Annotated in this window: 14 protein-coding genes and 2 tRNA genes (1 of these 16 only partly in view); 13 read left to right on the top strand and 3 right to left on the bottom strand. The window is 70.5% G+C overall.

What is annotated here, in order from left to right:
* Positions 1-58: 58 nt before the first annotated feature.
* Genes fliF through AMK58_RS25255 form a run of 7 tightly spaced genes read left to right on the top strand, consistent with a single transcriptional unit; the run spans position 59 to position 5660 of the window.
* A complete protein-coding gene (gene fliF, locus AMK58_RS25285; RefSeq protein ID WP_035682907.1) occupies positions 59-1759 on the top strand; it encodes a flagellar basal-body MS-ring/collar protein FliF in 1701 nt (566 codons plus the stop codon).
* The gene (locus AMK58_RS25280) at positions 1759-2490 is read left to right on the top strand and encodes a FliH/SctL family protein (RefSeq protein ID WP_059399611.1); all 732 of its coding nucleotides are present in this window, start codon (positions 1759-1761) and stop codon (positions 2488-2490) included. Before fliF ends, AMK58_RS25280 begins: the two co-directional genes overlap by 1 nt.
* Entirely contained in the window at positions 2478-2819 is a 342-nt protein-coding gene (fliN, locus tag AMK58_RS25275; RefSeq protein WP_014200132.1) for a flagellar motor switch protein FliN, read from the top strand. Before AMK58_RS25280 ends, fliN begins: the two co-directional genes overlap by 13 nt.
* Before the next feature lie 34 nt (positions 2820-2853).
* Positions 2854-3636 (top strand): flagellar type III secretion system pore protein FliP, encoded by a 783-nt coding sequence (gene fliP, locus AMK58_RS25270; RefSeq protein WP_174436809.1) that lies wholly within the window; start codon positions 2854-2856, stop codon positions 3634-3636.
* A 4-nt stretch (positions 3637-3640) separates the two neighbouring features.
* Positions 3641-3964, top strand: a complete 324-nt coding sequence (locus tag AMK58_RS25265; protein WP_051140246.1) for a hypothetical protein — start codon at positions 3641-3643, stop codon at positions 3962-3964.
* A 15-nt stretch (positions 3965-3979) separates the two neighbouring features.
* The gene (locus tag AMK58_RS25260; protein WP_051140248.1) at positions 3980-5002 is read left to right on the top strand and encodes a flagellar motor switch protein FliG; all 1023 of its coding nucleotides are present in this window, start codon (positions 3980-3982) and stop codon (positions 5000-5002) included.
* Between the two features lie 28 nt (positions 5003-5030).
* A complete protein-coding gene (locus tag AMK58_RS25255; RefSeq protein ID WP_236778369.1) occupies positions 5031-5660 on the top strand; it encodes a hypothetical protein in 630 nt (209 codons plus the stop codon).
* A gap of 143 nt (positions 5661-5803) precedes the next feature.
* Here the strand turns inward: AMK58_RS25255 and gap are convergent, their stop codons facing one another.
* On the bottom strand, positions 5804-6826 hold the full coding sequence (gene gap / locus AMK58_RS25250; protein ID WP_059399609.1) for a type I glyceraldehyde-3-phosphate dehydrogenase: 1023 nt from the start codon (positions 6824-6826) through the stop codon (positions 5804-5806).
* 312 nt (positions 6827-7138) lie between these two features.
* Between gap and AMK58_RS25245 the strand changes: the two genes are divergently transcribed.
* The 3 genes from AMK58_RS25245 to AMK58_RS25235 all read left to right on the top strand — a co-directional run bounded on the left by AMK58_RS25245 (position 7139) and on the right by AMK58_RS25235 (position 9812).
* Entirely contained in the window at positions 7139-9484 is a 2346-nt protein-coding gene (locus AMK58_RS25245; RefSeq protein ID WP_079285697.1) for a mechanosensitive ion channel domain-containing protein, read from the top strand.
* Positions 9485-9619: 135 nt separating this feature from the next.
* Positions 9620-9706 (top strand) — tRNA-Leu (locus AMK58_RS25240).
* A gap of 30 nt (positions 9707-9736) precedes the next feature.
* Positions 9737-9812: transfer RNA gene (locus AMK58_RS25235), tRNA-Ala, on the top strand.
* 108 nt (positions 9813-9920) lie between these two features.
* Here AMK58_RS25235 and AMK58_RS25230 read toward each other — a convergent pair.
* Together AMK58_RS25230 and AMK58_RS25225 are read right to left on the bottom strand one after the other, a co-directional pair.
* Positions 9921-10385, bottom strand: coding sequence for a DUF4126 family protein (locus tag AMK58_RS25230; protein ID WP_079285698.1), 465 nt, complete (start codon positions 10383-10385; stop codon positions 9921-9923).
* A gap of 13 nt (positions 10386-10398) precedes the next feature.
* Positions 10399-11871, bottom strand: a complete 1473-nt coding sequence (locus AMK58_RS25225) for an aldehyde dehydrogenase family protein (protein WP_079285699.1) — start codon at positions 11869-11871, stop codon at positions 10399-10401.
* A gap of 117 nt (positions 11872-11988) precedes the next feature.
* On the opposite strand from AMK58_RS25225, the gene crtI reads away from it, so the two are divergent.
* The 3 genes in view from crtI to AMK58_RS25210 are tightly spaced (at most 14 nt apart) and all read left to right on the top strand, a layout consistent with a single transcriptional unit that may run on beyond the window.
* Positions 11989-13488: a phytoene desaturase family protein gene (crtI, locus tag AMK58_RS25220; protein ID WP_059399608.1), complete on the top strand. Its 1500-nt coding sequence runs from the start codon at positions 11989-11991 to the stop codon at positions 13486-13488.
* Positions 13485-15026, top strand: coding sequence for a phytoene desaturase family protein (locus tag AMK58_RS25215; RefSeq protein ID WP_035674722.1), 1542 nt, complete (start codon positions 13485-13487; stop codon positions 15024-15026). Before crtI ends, AMK58_RS25215 begins: the two co-directional genes overlap by 4 nt.
* Positions 15027-15040: 14 nt before the next feature.
* A protein-coding gene (locus AMK58_RS25210) for a lysophospholipid acyltransferase family protein (protein WP_236778368.1) crosses the window boundary here: on the top strand, positions 15041-15398 show its beginning. 473 nt of this gene lie beyond the right edge of the window; only the first 358 of its 831 coding nucleotides appear in the window; its start codon is at positions 15041-15043; its stop codon lies off the right edge, out of view.

Raw genomic sequence — 15398 nt, 5'->3', positions numbered from 1 at the left:
GCTCACGGGGTGAACATTACGGTCCCCGCTTTTCGGAAACTTTAAAGGTGCGGGTGTCGTGACGGGACTGATCGACAATCTGCGGACGCTTGGGCGCACGCGCCTTCTGGTGCTGGCCGGCACGGGTGTCGGCATCGTCCTGGCGGTCGCCACCATGGCGGTTCTGCTGTCGCGGCCGCACATGACGCCGCTCTACACCGGGCTGGAGCCGGCGGAGGCCGGGCGCATCGTCAAGGCGGTGGAGGCCATGGGGGTGCCGGTGTCCGCCGCCTTCGACGGCACCGCCGTCCAGGTGCCGGAGGCCGAGGTGCCGCGGCTGCGCATGCTGCTGGCCGAGAAGGGCCTGCCGTCGCGCGGCGGCATCGGCTACGAGCTGTTCGACACCGACAAACCGCTGGGCATCACCAGCTTCATGCAGCGGATGAACCGGCTGCGCGCCATGGAAGGCGAGCTGGCCCGCACCATCGAGACGCTGTCCGGCATCGAGGCGGCGCGCGTCCACATCGTGCTCCCCGACCGCGAGGAGTTCTCGCGGGCCGCCCCCACCCCGACCGCCTCCATCGTGGTGCGCATGCGCGGCCGGTCGCCGCTGGAGCGGCGGCAGGCGCTGTCCATCCGCCACCTCGTCTCCGCCGCCGTGCCCAACCTGAAGCCGAGCGCGGTGACCGTGCTCGACGCCTCCGGCGAGGTGCTGCTGACCGAGGAGGACGGCGACGCCCGGTCCTCGGCGAAGGTGGACGGGCTGCGCGCCGGGCACGAGACGCGCATCTCCCGCGCCATCGAACAGATGCTGGTGGCGCGGCTGGGGCAGGGGAATGTTCGCGTTCAGGTTGCTGTCGACGTCGAAACCAAGCGCGAGGTCGTGCGCAGCCAGAGCTTCGACCCGAACAGCCAGGTCGTCCGCTCCACCCAGACGGTGCAGGAGCAGGACCGCAGCCTGGACAGCACGGGCGAGCCGCCGGTCACCGCCGAGCAGAACCTGCCGCAGCGCGAGGTCCGCGCCCAGGCCCAGAACAACCGCTCCTCCTCCGACTCCAAACGCCAGGAAGAGACGGTCAATTACGAGATTTCCAACGTCGCCCGCGAAACGGTGATCGAGCCGGGCGACATCCGCCGGGTCAGCGTCGCCGTGCTGGTCAACGGCACCTGGGCGACGGCGCAGGACGGCACGCGCAGCTACGAGGCGCGCTCGCCCGAGGAGTTGCAGCGCATCACCGAGCTGGTGCGCTCCGCCATGGGCTTCAGCGAGGCGCGCGGCGACCGGGTCACCGTCGACAACCTGGAGTTCGTCAACCTCGCCCCCGAGCTGGGCGCCCGCGAGCCGATGGCCGAGATCGTCGACACGCTCAGCCGTAACGTGATGACGCTGATCCAGTGGGTGATTCTGCTGGTGCTCTGCGGGCTGCTGATCGTGCTGGGGCTGCGCCCGCTGATCCGCCGCGTCTTCCCGGCGCCGGAGCCGGTGGCGGCGGAAGCCGCCGCCCCGGCGCTGGCCGCGGGAGCGGCGATGCCGCAGCTCACCGGTCCGGCCATGGGCGGCGATCCCGCCATGCAGGCGGCCCAGCTCACCGACGCGGGCGATCCGGCAACCGCGGCCCTGCCGGGCATCGAGGAGACGATGGACCAGCTCATCGAGCTGCGCACGGTGGAGGGCCGGGTGCGCGCCTCCTCCATCCGCCGGCTGGGCGACATCGTCGACCAGTACCCGGATGAGGCGATCGACATCCTGCGCTCCTGGCTCTACGAGGAGGCGGTCTGATGGGCTACCCGCGCTACCGCTTCGACCTGCGCTTCGACAGCACGGCCCAGGCCGCGGCGCAGGCGGCGGCGGAGTTCGGCGTCCCTCCCGAGCCGGACCCCATCGACCCGCTCGACGAAATCGTCCATTCCGAACGCCACCTCCAAGCCGCCGTCTACGGCGCCGAAGTCCGCGCCTTCGCCGAGGGCGTGGAGCAGGGCCGGCGCGAGGGGGCAGCGGAGGCCGCGGCCCGCACCGACGCCGTTCTGGCGCAGGCGCTTTCCCACCTCGACGAGCGGTTGGCCGCGCTGGACGACCGCTTTGCCGACGCGTTGCGCGGGGTGGAGGCGCAAGGGTCGGCGGTGATGCTGGCGCTCGTCCGCCGCCTCGCTCCGGCGCTGCTGGAGCGGATCGGGGCGGCGGAGACCGAACGGCTCGCCACCGACGCACTGCGTCTGGCCGGCGGGTCGCCGCGGCTGCGGCTGCGCGTCCATCCCGCTCTGGCGGAGCCCGTCCGCGGCCGGCTGGCCGACCCGGAGTCGCTTGGTTTCAAGGGCGCGCTGGAGATCGTCGCCGACCCGTCCCTGCCGCCCGGCGGGCTCGACGCCGCCTGGGAAGCCGGGGGCCTGCGCTACGACCCCGCCGCGGTGGAGCGCGCCGTCGACGGCCTGTGCGACCGCGCGCTGGCCGCCCTGTCCACCGAACATGACCTCTTCACCGACACGGAAAGCACCGCATCATGGCCCCACTGAACCTCGACGTCCTGGAAGATGACGCCAAGCCCGCCGAGAAGGACGCCGCCGGCATCCCTGCCGCGGCAATCGCGGGCGGCTCGATGAACGCCATCTACAACGTCCCGGTGGACGTTCAGGTGGTGCTCGGCCGCACCAGCATGCTGGTGGCGCAGCTCCTGAAGCTCGGCCGCGGCGCCGTGGTGGAGCTGGAGCGCAAGGTGGACGAGCCGGTGGAGGTTCTGGTGAACCACCGTCTGGTCGCCCGCGGCGAGGTGGTGATCGTCGAGGATCAGCGGCTCGGCGTGACGCTGACCGAGATCGTGCGCACCGATCTGGCCATCGATTGACACCCCTCGGCACCGTATCCACCGGGTTCCAACCATGATCCGACGCCTGCTTCCGCCCGCCCTTGCCCTGGTGCTCGCCGCGCTGCTTCCCGCGGCGGCCTGGGCGCAGAGCGGCGGGCTGGATCTGTCCTCCATCGGCAGTGCGCTCGGCAGCGCCACGGGGGAGAGCGGGTCGCTGTCCGGGCGCGTCATCCAGGGCATCGTCCTGCTGACGGTGCTCAGCGTGGCGCCGGGCCTGCTGGTCATGGCGACCTCCTTCACCCGGATCATCGTCGTGCTGTCGCTGCTGCGCTCCGCGCTCGGGCTTCAGCAGTCGCCGCCGAACATGGTGCTGATCAGCCTCGCCATGTTCCTGACCTTCCACATCATGGGGCCGGTCTTCGACACGGCGTGGCAGGACGGGCTGCGCCCGATGCTGAACGAGCAGGTGACCCAGGAGCAGGGGCTGGAGCGGATGGTCGAGCCCTTCCGCAACTTCATGGCCTCCCAGGTGCGGGACAAGGACCTGTCGGCCTTCGCCGGCTTCTCCGGCAAGCCGGAGGCCGAGCAGCCGAAGACGGCGGCCACCGCCGACCTGCGCGTGCTGGTCCCGGCCTTCCTGCTGTCAGAGCTGCGCCGCGCCTTCGAGATCGGGTTCCTGATCTTCCTGCCCTTCCTGGTGATCGACATGGTGGTGGCGGCGGTGCTGATGGCGATGGGCATGATGATGCTGCCGCCGGTGATGATCGCGCTGCCCTTCAAGATCATCTTCTTCGTGCTGACCGACGGCTGGTTCCTGATCGCCAACAGCCTGATCCGCTCCTATGGGGGAACCTGACGCGATGACCGAGCCCCGGCTGCTGCCCGCCGCTCCCTCCGCCGGTCTGTCGGCGCCGCCCGCCGCCCCCCCCGCCGGGGCGTCGGGGATGGCCGACAGCGTGACCGCCTTCGCCAGACGGCGGGGCGTCACGGTGGACGACGAGACGGCCGTCATTACCCTTCTGAACGCGCTCGATCCCAACCCGCTGGTGCCGCACCGCATGGTGCTGGTCGCCGGCAGCGTCCTGGCGAACGCCTTCCGTCACGACCGCCTGCAGGGCGACCGCCCCCTGGAGCGGGACGACGACTCCGACCACTCCACCCTGACCGCCGACCGCTTCTTCTGAGGTGCCAGCATGGGCATGCCGATCAAGATCCGAGACAATTTCAAGAGCCTGAGCGGGTCGGAGAGGACCGCGGTGATCTTCCTGGCGCTGGGCGAGGAACGCGGCTCCCGCCTGATGGAGAAGCTCGACGACGACGAGATCCGCATGGTCAGCCGCGCCATGGCCAGCCTCGGCAACGTCACCTCCAACCTCGTCGAGGCGCTGCTGCGCAGCTTCACGGAGCGCTTCGCCAACACCGGCTCGGTCGTCGGCTCCTACGACAGCACGGAGCGCATGCTCTCCCGCTTCCTGCCCGACGACCGCGTGTCGGAAATCATGGGGGAGATCCGCGGCCCGGCCGGCCGCACCATGTGGGAGAAGATGTCCAACGTGAACGAGGGCGTGCTCGCCACCTATCTGGCGGGCGAGTATCCGCAGACGGCGGCGGTCATCCTGTCGCGCATGCGCAGCGACCACGCCGCCAAGGTGCTGCCGCTGCTCGCCCCGGCGCTGCGGCTGGAGGTGATCGAGCGGATGATCCAGATCGAATCCGTGCAGCGCGAGGTGCTGCTGGACATCGAATCCATCCTGCACAACGAGTTCATGGCGAACTACGCGCGCACCCACGGCGCCGACACGCACGAGCGGATGGCCGACATCTTCAACCGCATCGACCGCGACACCATGGCGGACATCTTCACCGACCTGGACGCCGTGATGCCGGATTCGACCCACCGCATCCGCCAGCTCATGTTCACCTTCGAGGACCTGCTGCGGCTCGACCGCGTGTCGCTCCAGGCGGTGATCCGGCGCTGCGACACCGGCCAGCTCGCCATCGCGCTGAAGGGGGCGGAGGCGCTGCAGCGCGACCATTTCCTGTCCGTCCTGTCCGAGCGCGCCCGCATGATCCTCCAGGACGAGATCGAGAACATGGGGCCGGTGCGCATGCGCGACGTCAACGAGGCGCAGGCGGAGATCGTGCAGGTCGCCAAGGCCATGGCCGACGACGGGGCGATCGTTCTTCCGCAATCGGACGAAGCGGACGCCGTCGTCTACTGATGGCCGTCGTTTACTGATGGGTATGCTGATGCCGGATGCGGTCGCCGAGGTCGGCCATCTGCTGGCGGTGGTGGAGGCGCTGGACCCGCGGGCGGCGCAGGAGCTGCGCGGCGGACTGCCGCGCTGCGATTCCACCTTCGGCCTCGGTTTGGCCTTCTTCCTGGCGGCGACCGCCAACGGCGCGCGGGCGTGGCTGGGGCCGAAGCGCTGCCGGCTGTTGGAGCGGCTCGACGGCGGTGCGCTGCTGGACGATCTCGATCTGGCGCTGGCGCCGCGCCACCGCCGCACCGCCGACGGGCGGGAGTGGCGGGTGATGAGCATCCCGGTGATGGACGGCACGGCGGCGGGCGGCTGCCGAGGCCTGCTCTGCGCCATCTCCGACGGGGCGGACCTTCAGACGGGAAGCGCGCTGGTCCTGCAGATGCGGCTGCCGGCGCTGGGGGCGGTGCAGCTCGTCGCGGCGGGGGAGGGGCGGCGCTTCGATGTGACGCTGCAGACCGGCGGTGGCCTGTCATCCGCGGCGCTTGCCGACATGCAGGATGGATTCGCCGGTGCCATGGGCGACGCGGGCCTGGGCGGCGACCTGACGGTGGGGCCGCTGGCCGGGGCCTGGCTGGACTTGGAGGAAGAGGCTCTCAGCGCGGATTGGTCGGGTTAAAGTGGATTGCAATCCGTATTGAACCGCCGCCAGCGGGAGCATGGTTCCCGCTGGCGGGTTGCGTCACGCCGTCATGGCGACGGGCTCGGTTCATGCATGATAGCGTGCCTCAGCTTCCGCAGGGGAATGTTGCCGATGGGCCTTTACTTGGCGTTGGCCATGGCGACGGCGGTGTCGCTCATGCGGTTGGAGAAGCCCCACTCGTTGTCGTACCAGGTCATGATGCGGACGAAGTTGCCGTCGATGACCTTGGTCTCGTTCAGCGCGAAGATCGAGCTGTGCGGGTCGTGGTTGAAGTCGGTGGAGACGAGATCCTCGGTGTAGGCGCCCAGGATGCCCTTGAGCGGGCCGTTGGCGGCCTCGGAAATCGCCTTGGTGATCTCCTCCACCGAGGTGGCGCGCTTGGCGGTGAACTTGAAATCGACGACCGAGACGTTGGGCGTCGGCACGCGCATGGCGGTGCCGTCCAGCTTGCCCTTCAGTTCCGGCAGCACCTTGCCCACGGCCTTGGCCGCCCCGGTCGAGGTCGGGATCATGTTGAGCGCCGCGGCGCGGGCGCGGTGCAGGTCCTTGTGGTTGGTGTCGACGATGCGCTGATCCCCCGTATAGGAGTGGATCGTCGTCATGAAGCCCTTCTCGATGCCGATCAGGTTGTTCAGAACGAAGGCCACCGGGGCCAGGCAGTTCGTCGTGCACGAGGCGTTCGAGACGATGCGGTGATCGGCCTTGAGCTGGTCGTGGTTGACGCCGTAGACCACCGTGATGTCCTCGTCGGTGGCCGGGGCGGAGATCAGCACCTTCTCCGCACCCGCTTCCAGATGCTTGGCGGCGTCGGCGCGCTTGGTGAAGATGCCCGAGCATTCCATGGCGATCTGGATGCCCAGATCCTTCCACGGCAGCTTGGCCGGGTCACGCTCCTGCACGACCTTGATCGAGTGGCCGTTGACGATCAGCTCGCCGCCCCCGCCTTCGTTGGGACGGGTCTCGATGGTGCCGGGGAAACGGCCGTGGACGCTGTCGTACTTCAGCAGGTGGGCGTTGGCCTTGAGGTCGGCCAGGTCGTTGATCGCCACGACCTCAACGTCGTTGCGGCCGCTCTCGTAGATGGCCCGCAGAACCAGACGGCCGATGCGGCCAAAACCGTTGATCGCTACCTTCACGGACATGCTGTTCTCCGCTGGTGTTCGCGGCCCCGGATGGGGTCGGGGGCGGCGCCGGCCAGGGCCGGTTGGAAAGTGGGCGCCGGATCGGGCGGCCCGCCGCGGCAGGGCGCGGGCGCTTTCGGCATGCGGTAATATATATACTAATATATCAGATGAACATGCAAGAGCGGACGGCGGGTCGGGCGGTCCGCCGGACAAAATGTCGCGGTTGCTGCGTTGCAAGACAAAACGTGCTTGGCGCTGTTGGCCTGGATTGGACCCGTGAACCGGACCGCTCCAAAGGTCTTTCCCGAAAACCGGAACCACCAGAGGACGATGACTTCCGACGACCGTGCCCCACGGCTTTCCGCCACCCGCTTCCGCGCCTTGCGCCGCCTTTCCGCCCTCCTTCTCCTGCTGACCGTTGCGCTTGGGGGAATTGCGGCCCCGGCGTCGGCGCAGATCCCGGCGCCCGCCCCGCCGGCCCAGACCGAGGCGGCTCCCAATCCGGAGGAGATCGCCCGCCTGCGCCAGACGCTGGAGGACCCGGAGCGCCGCGCCGCCTTGCTTGGCCAACTCCGCGCCCTGGAACAGGCGGAGGCCGCCGCCGCACCGACGGAGCCGGACGGGATCGGCACCCGCCTGCTCACTCTGCTGTCAAACCGGCTCGACGGGTTGGGGCAGGAGGCTGCGCTGGCCGGTGACGCTCTGCTGAACGCGCCGCAGGGGCTGCACTGGCTGGAGCGGCAGGTCTCCGACCCGGCGCAGCGCGCTGCCTGGGGTTGGCTGGCCGCCGAATTGGTGCTGGTGGTGGTGGTCGGGCAGGGTGCGCGGCTGATCGCCATCCGCACGCTGCGGCGCCCGCGTGCGATGCTGGCGGCACGGCCCATCCATTCCACACTCGCCAAGGTGCCGCTGCTGCTGGTGAGATTGCTGTTTGATCTGGCGCCCATCGTCGCCTTCGCCGCCGCGGGTTTCGGCGTGCTGGCGCTGTTCGACCTGCCGCCGGTGGTGCGGGTCCTGGGCGTTACCTTCCTCAACGCCAGCATCTTCGTGCAGATCGTCCTGCTGGTCGTCCGGGCGCTGCTGGCTCCGGCCTCGCCCAACCTGCGGCTGATCCCGATGAGCGACGGCTCGGCCCTGCGGCTGCTGCGCTGGTGCCGGACCATCGCCATCACCACGCTCTACGGCATGTTCCTGGCCGAGGCGGCGCGGCGGCTCGGCCTGCCGGCGCAGAGCTACAGCGCGCTGGTGACCCTGGTCGGTCTGGTTGTCGCCGTCATGCTGGCGGTGCTGGTGCTGCAGAGCCGGGAGGCCGTGGCCGCACGCCTGCGCGGCGGCATCGCGGCGGCGCAGCCGCTGTCCGACGTGGTGTCGCCGGTTCCGCCCGGACGGCGGGCCGCCGGGGCGGGGCGGATGCTGCGCGCCGCCGGCCGCCGTGTGGCCGATGTCTGGCACGCCATCGCCATCCTCTACATCATCGTCCTGTTCGGCATCTGGGCGCTGGAGATCAGCGGCGGGCTGCTGTTCGTGGTGCAGGCGACGGCGGTGACGCTGGTGGTCGCCGGGGTCGCGCGGCTGATCGGGCGGGGGATCACCCGCGCCGCCGCGGCGATCCTGGAGCGCATGGACCGCCGGCGGGGTCACTCGGCCTGGGCGGCGGGGCGGCTGCGCCGCTACGTTGCTCCCACCGCGCGGCTGCTGCACGCGGCGGTGGCCGTTCTGGGCGGGCTGGTGGTGCTGAACGCCTGGGGGCTGGATGTCTGGGGCTGGCTGCAGACGGCCATCGGCCTGCGCATCGTGGCGTCGGGCCTGTCGCTCCTGCTGGTCGGAGCCATCGCGCTCGCCGTGTGGGAGGTGACGAACGGGCTGATCGAGCGCCATCTGGCGACGACGGACCGCAACGGGCGGGCCATCCAGCGCAGCGCGCGGGTGCGCACCCTGCTGCCGCTGCTGCGCAGCGCCCTGCTGGTGGTCCTGCTGACGCTGGTTACCCTGATCACCCTGTCGGAGTTGGGGCTGAACATCGGGCCGCTGCTGGCCGGTGCCGGCGTGGTCGGCCTTGCCGTCGGCTTCGGCGCGCAGACGCTGGTCAAGGACGTCATCACCGGCCTGTTCATCCTGTTCGAGGACACCATCTCGGTCGGCGATGTCGTCAATGTCGGCGGCAAGGGCGGTCTGGTGGAGGGGATGAACATCCGCACCATCCGCCTGCGCGACTTCGACGGGACGGTGCACACCATCCCTTTCAGCGCGGTCACCAGCGTGTCGAACATGACGAAGGACTTCAGCTACTACGTGTTCGACGTGGCGATTCCCTATCACGAGAACGCCGACCGCGTGGTTTCCGTGCTGCACGGCATCGGCGACGAGCTGCGCAAGGACCCGCGCTTCGCGCCGCTGATCCTGGAGCCGCTGGAGGTGCTGGGCGTCGATTCCTTCCAGGAGTCCGCGGCGGTCATCAAAGCGCGGATCAAGACGCTGCCCATCCAGCAGTGGAACGTCGGGCGGGAGTTCAACGGCCGCATGAAGGCGCGCTTCATCGAATTGGGAATCGACTTCCCGCTGCCGCAGCGCACCCTGCACATCGCCCGCGGCGCCGCGGAGATGCTGGCTGGGATGGGGACCGAGGCGGGAGCCGCCAACGCCGGCCGGATGCGCCATGCCGGTGCGGCGGAGTAGGGTGACTGCACCAACCCTCTCGGTCTTGCAAAAAAGTGACGGGGCCATGTCGATTTCGCTTGAGCCCCGCCATCGCCACGGCTATATCAGCGCTCCCGCGTCACCCCAAGAGATGCGGGGCAAAGAGCAGACGATGCGCTTGTGGCGGAATTGGTAGACGCGCTAGGTTCAGGTCCTAGTGGCTGAAAGGCCGTGGGGGTTCGAGTCCCTCCAAGCGCACCAACACTTCTTGTGTTGGTATGAGATTATAGTGGGGCCATAGCTCAGCTGGGAGAGCGCTACAATGGCATTGTAGAGGTCAGGAGTTCGATCCTCCTTGGCTCCACCATCATAAGGCCAGCAACCTTGACGGGTTGCTGGCTTTTCCCTTTTCCATGGTCCCTATCGCCATCGGGTTCGACGGCGGCGCCATCGCCGACGCGACCGGGTGGCCCGCTCATGCCGCGGCGACGACCAGCAGGGCGACGGTCAGCGCGACGGCGTCCTCGATCAGCGCCGCCGGCCGGTCGCGGCCGAAGGCGGCGGCCATGCGCCGACGCGCCGCATAACCGAGGAGCGTGCCGACGACCGCGCCCAGCCCGCCGGCAATCAATCCAGGAACCCAGGCCCCCGCGTTCGCGCCGATGGCCGCTCCCGCGATGGCGCCGCCGGCGATGCGGCTGGCGAAGGGGAAGGGGCGTTTGCGGCTGGGGGTGCTCGGCAGTTTGTCCATGACCAACTCCCCCGCCGCCATCGCGGTGAAGACCCAGGGCGAGACCGGGTGGCCGAGGAAGAACAGCCAGCTTCCCGACAGGTCGAGCCAGCCGCCATAGGCGGCCCAGGAGACCGCCGCCGGCCCCAGCAGGGTGCGCGAACCGGACACGGCGCCGATCAGAACGGCGAGAATCAGGGCAGTCGTCACAGTGGTCTCCGGGTCAGTCGGTCCGGCGGTTGCGCAAGGCCTGGATCAGGGTCCGGACCGCCCCGGCGCGGGCACCCGGACCGCCGTGGAGCAGGCGGAGCGCCGCCAGCATCAGCGCCGCGTCGCCGTCGCGCGGCGGGTCGGTGTGGGGAAGCCGCCGGCCGCGCCGAACCGAGACGGTCTTGACCCGCGTCATCTCCAGCAGCCCTTCGGCCCCGCGCGTGACGCCCCAGCCGCTGGCGCGTCGCCCGCCGAAGGGCAGGCGTGGGTCGGCGGTCGGCACGATCAGGTCGTTGACCGTCACCGTCCCGGCGTCCAGCCGCCCGGCCAGAGCGCAGGCTTCCGCCTCCGGCCCGAAGACCGAGGCGCCGAGCGCGTAGGGGCTCTGCGCGGCGGCCTCCAGCGCCTCCGCCATGTCGCGGACCGGCACCAGCGACAGGATGGGGGCGAACAGCTCCTCGCGCAGCAGCGCCATGCCCGGCCGCGCGTCGGCGACGATCAGCGGCGCCATCGCCGGGTCGGCATCCTCGGGCAGAGGGCCGAGCGGGCGGGCGCCCTCCGCCATCGCCGCGCGGACCAGCCCGACGAGGCGCCGCCGCACCGGCAGGGGCACCGCCGCCGGCGGGATCGCCGCCACGCTGCGCGTCATGGCGTCCTCCAGCGCCGCCGCCAGGGCACGCGGTACGAAGACCCGGCGCGGCGCGATGCAGGTGGCGGAGCCGTTGAGGCGCAGGCCGAAGGCCAGCGCGCGGGCGACCGTGCCGAGGTCGGCCCCTGGCAGGACGAAGACCGCATCGTTGCCCGACAGCTCCATGGTGGAGGGCACCAGCGCCTCGCCGAGCTGGCGGGCCACCGCCCGGCCGGTGCCGGCCGATCCGGTCAGCACCAGCTTGTCGATGCCGGCGGCGATCGCGTCGGACACCGCGTCGGGGGACTCGTCCAGAAGCTGGAACAGGCCGTCCGGCAGACCGGCCTCGGCCAGCCAGTCGGCCAGCCGCTCCATCGGCGCGGAGCAGCCGGGCGCCGGCTTGACCAGCACCGCGTTCCCGGCGGTCAGCGCCTGAAGCGCCTGCACCCCCGGCAGCAGCAGCGGGTAGTTGGACGGGCCGACGATCAGGACGGTGCCGAACGGCTCCCGCCGCACCTCCGCCGCGACGCCGAACAGCCAGACCGGACGGCCCCGCGCGCCCAGGCGCCGCGGCGCCAGCAGACCGGCGGCCTCGCGTTCCAGGAAGCGGCAGGCCTCGGCCAGCGGAAGGACCTCCGCGCTCAGGCTCTCGGCCGCGCTGCGTCCGGGGCGGGTCGCCAGCGTTCGCACAAGCTCCTCCGCATCCGCCGCGATGCGGCGGCGGATTTTGCGGATGATCGACAGTCTTTCGCCTGTATTGCCGCCCGCCCACGCGGCGCGCGCAATGGAAAATGGATCGCCGCTCCCGCTTGTCCAAGGGGTTACGCCTGGAGAGGTGGCTTTGTGGCTGTGATCCATTCCCGGTCCATGTTCGTAACTGCCTTCACACAAGTCGGCAGCTTGGGAGCGTTTGGCAAGCGGATGGAACGGCAAGTCGTGATCATTGGCGCTGGGCCGGGTGGATTGGCATCCGCGATGCTCCTGGCGCTCACCGGGGCGAAGGTCACCGTGCTGGAACGGCAGGACCGCATCGGCGGCCGGTCGGCCGGCTTCGCGCTCGACGGGTACCGCTTCGACAGCGGTCCGACCTTCTTCCTCTACCCCCGCATCCTGGAGGAGATCTTCGAGGCCTGCGGGCGCCGCCTGTCGGATGAGGTCGATCTGATCCGCCTCGACCCACTCTACCGGCTGGTCTTCGAGGCCGGCGGGGAACTGCGGGTCCATGGCGAGATGAAGGCGCTGATGGCGGAGATCGCGCGCCTCAACCCGCGCGACGCTCAGGGTCTGCCGCGTTTCCTGGCCGACAACCGGGCGAAGATGGAGCTGTTCCGCCCGATCCTGGAGACCGACTTCTCCAGCCCCTGGGCGCTGGCCTCGCTGCCGATGCTGAAGGCGCTGGGGCGCCTCGCGCCGCAGCGTTCGGTCGACCGCGACCTGTCCCGTTACTTCGAGGACCCGCGCGTCCGCCTCGCCTTTTCCTTCCAGAGCAAGTATCTGGGCATGTCGCCCTTCCGCTGCCCCAGCCTGTTCACCATCCTGTCCTTCCTGGAGCATGAGCACGGCGTCTTCCACCCGCGCGGAGGCACCGAGGCGGTGATGGAGGCGATGCGGCGGGTGGCCGAAAGCCTCGGCGTCACCGTGCGGCTGAACGAGACGGTGCGCCACATCCGCTTCCAGGGCCGCCGCGCCGTGGGGGTGCGGACGGAGGCCGGCGAGTATCCGGCCGACGCGCTGGTCATCAACGCCGACTTCGCCCGCGCCATGACGACCCTGGTGCCCGACGACCTGCGTCGCCGCTGGACCGACGCCCGCATCGCCACCAAGAAATTCTCCTGCTCCACCTTCATGCTCTATCTCGGGATCGAGGGGCGGATGGAGGGGCTGGACCACCACACCGTCTATCTGGCGGAGGATTACGCCCGCAACCTCGCCGAGATCGAGGACGGCCGCGAGATGCCGCGCCGCCCGTCGATCTACGTGCAGAACGCCTGCGTGAGCGACCCGGATCTCGCCCCGCCCGGCGGCAGCACCCTCTACATCCTGGTGCCGGTCGGCCATCAGCGCGGCCACATCGACTGGGCGGCCGAGGCACCGCGCTACCGCCGCCTCGTGCTCGACCGGCTGGCCGGCTTCGGGCTGACCGATCTGGAGCGCCGCATCCGGGTGGAGCGCGTGGTGACGCCGGCCGACTGGGACCGCCAGTTCGCGGTGCACCGCGGCGCCACCTTCAATCTCGCGCACAGCCTGGACCAGATGCTCCACCTGCGTCCGCACAACCGGTTCGAGGATCTGGACGGCGTCTATCTGGTGGGCGGCGGCACCCACCCCGGCAGCGGCCTGCCGGTGATCTTCGAAGGCGCGCGCATCACGTCGCGGCTGCTGGCCTCGGAGCTGGGGCTGCCGACGCCCTGGCGCAGCGAAACCATGGGACTGTCCGGCCTGCCCAAGCGGGCCGTAGCGGGGGGACTGGCATGACGGATCGGATCGCGGTGATCGGCGGCGGCCTGGGCGGGCTGGCGTCGGCGGTGGTTCTGGCGGCGCGCGGCCACAAGGTGGTGCTTCTGGAGAAGAACGGCTGGGTCGGCGGCAAGGCGGCGGTTCTGGAGGAGGGCGGCTTCCGCTTCGACATGGGGCCGACCATCCTGACCGTGCCGCGCGTCCTGCGCCGCATCCTGGCGGAGGCCGGCTGCGACCTCGACCGCGAGCTGGAGCTGGTCCGGCTGGAGCCGCAATGGCGCTGCTTCTTCGACGACGGCACCGTGCTCGACCTGTCGGAGAACATCGGCGCGATGGCCGCGGACCTCGACCGGCTGACTCCCGGTCGCGGCGCCGGGGAGGGCTACCGCCGCTTCCAGGCCTTGTCGGAGCGTCTGCACGGCATCTCCGAACGCTTCTTCTTCTGGAAGTCGGTGGAGGACCTTGGCGACACCCTGAAGGTCCGCGACAGCATGAACGCCAGCACCCTGTCCGACGTGCTGGCGCTGCGCATGGGCAGCACGGTGGCCGGCACCATCCGCAGCCACGTCCCCGACGCCCGTGCCGCCCAGATGCTCGACCATTTCACCCAGTATGTCGGCTCGTCGCCCTACGGCTCCCCGGCGGTGCTCTGCGCCATCGCCCACATGCAGACCAACGACGGCGTCTGGTACCCGATGGGCGGCACCCGCGCCGTTCCGCTGGCGCTGGAGCGGGTGGCCCGGCGCCTCGGCGTCGAGATCCGCACCGGCACCGGCGTGCGCCGGCTGGAGGTGACCGGCAAGCGCGTCACCGCCGTCGAGACCGAGAGTGGGGAGCGCATTCCGGTGTCGGCGGTGGTCTCCAACATGGATTCCGTCCGCACCTACGAGGAGCTGGTGGGCGGCGCCCCGGCCAAGCGCTTCCGCAAGCGCCGCCGCTACGAGCCGGCCTGCTCGGGCGTGGTCTTCTATCTCGGGCTCGACCGCGGCTACGACCATCTCCTGCACCACGACTTCGTCTTCTCCCGCGACCCGGCGGAGGAGTTCGACTGGATCTACCGCCGCGGCGAGCCGGCGCCCGACCCGACCTGCTACATCGCCGCCCCCGCCCGCACCGAGCCCGGCGTCGCGTCGCCGGGGGGCGAGGCGCTCTATGTGCTGGTCCACACCCCCTATCTGCGGCCGCACCACGACTGGTCTCGGATGCTGCCCGACTACCGCCGCACCGTCTTCGACAAGCTGAAGCGCACCGCCGGCATGACCGACCTGGAGGACCGCATCCGCGTCGAGCGCGTCCTGACCCCGCAGGACATCCACGACCGCTACCGCGTGCTGAACGGTGCCATCTACGGGCTGGCCAGCCACGGCCGCTTCATGGGCGCCTTCAAGCCGGGCAACCGCTCGCGCGACGTGGAGGGGCTGTATCTGGCCGGCGGGGCCGCCCATCCGGGACCGGGCATGCCGATGGTGCTGATGTCCGGCTGGATCGCCGCCGACAGCCTGGACCAGGACCTCCGGAGCGGAGCGCGCGACGGCGACCTGCGCGCCGTCGCCTGAGCGGCGGGCCGGATATGGGGCCAGGGATGGAGGATGACGGGCTGAGGGACGATCCGGTCGCACGGCGCTCGCCGGCGCTCTGCCGCTTCTTCGGCGCCGTCATGGCGCGGCGGATGCGGCGCGACTTCCACGCGGTGCGGCTGGCCCGGCCGGGCTGGCCGGACCTGCCGGCGGACCGGCCGGTGATCGTCTGTCTGAACCACCCGTCCTGGTGGGACCCCGCCCTGCTGATCGTGTTGGGGACGACCCGCTACCGCGACCGGCCGGGCTATGGCCCCATCGACGCGGCGATGCTGCGCCGCTACCGCTTCATGGCGCGCATCGGCCTGTTCGGGGTCGAGCCGGGCCGGGCCGGGGCCACCGCCTTCCTGC

It is taken from the genome of Azospirillum brasilense (assembly GCF_001315015.1).
Lineage (GTDB): Bacteria > Pseudomonadota > Alphaproteobacteria > Azospirillales > Azospirillaceae > Azospirillum > Azospirillum brasilense.
Note: the sequence above shows the minus strand (reverse complement) of the source record. Positions and strands in the feature narration are given on the sequence as shown.

Bases quoted from the DNA above. Each gene is read 5' to 3' on its own strand.
- fliN (WP_014200132.1), top strand. From the start codon at position 2,478: ATGGCCCCACTGAACCTCGACGTCCTGGAAGATGACGCCAAGCCCGCC.
- AMK58_RS25280 (WP_059399611.1), top strand. From the start codon at position 1,759: ATGGGCTACCCGCGCTACCGCTTCGACCTGCGCTTCGACAGCACGGCC.
- AMK58_RS25260 (WP_051140248.1), top strand. From the start codon at position 3,980: ATGCCGATCAAGATCCGAGACAATTTCAAGAGCCTGAGCGGGTCGGAG.
- crtI (WP_059399608.1), top strand. From the start codon at position 11,989: ATGCTCCTGGCGCTCACCGGGGCGAAGGTCACCGTGCTGGAACGGCAG.
- AMK58_RS25215 (WP_035674722.1), top strand. From the start codon at position 13,485: ATGACGGATCGGATCGCGGTGATCGGCGGCGGCCTGGGCGGGCTGGCG.
- AMK58_RS25245 (WP_079285697.1), top strand. From the start codon at position 7,139: ATGACTTCCGACGACCGTGCCCCACGGCTTTCCGCCACCCGCTTCCGC.
- gap (WP_059399609.1), bottom strand. From the start codon at position 6,826: ATGTCCGTGAAGGTAGCGATCAACGGTTTTGGCCGCATCGGCCGTCTG.
- fliP (WP_174436809.1), top strand. From the start codon at position 2,854: ATGATCCGACGCCTGCTTCCGCCCGCCCTTGCCCTGGTGCTCGCCGCG.
- AMK58_RS25255 (WP_236778369.1), top strand. From the start codon at position 5,031: ATGCCGGATGCGGTCGCCGAGGTCGGCCATCTGCTGGCGGTGGTGGAG.
- AMK58_RS25225 (WP_079285699.1), bottom strand. From the start codon at position 11,871: ATGGATCACAGCCACAAAGCCACCTCTCCAGGCGTAACCCCTTGGACA.
- AMK58_RS25265 (WP_051140246.1), top strand. From the start codon at position 3,641: ATGACCGAGCCCCGGCTGCTGCCCGCCGCTCCCTCCGCCGGTCTGTCG.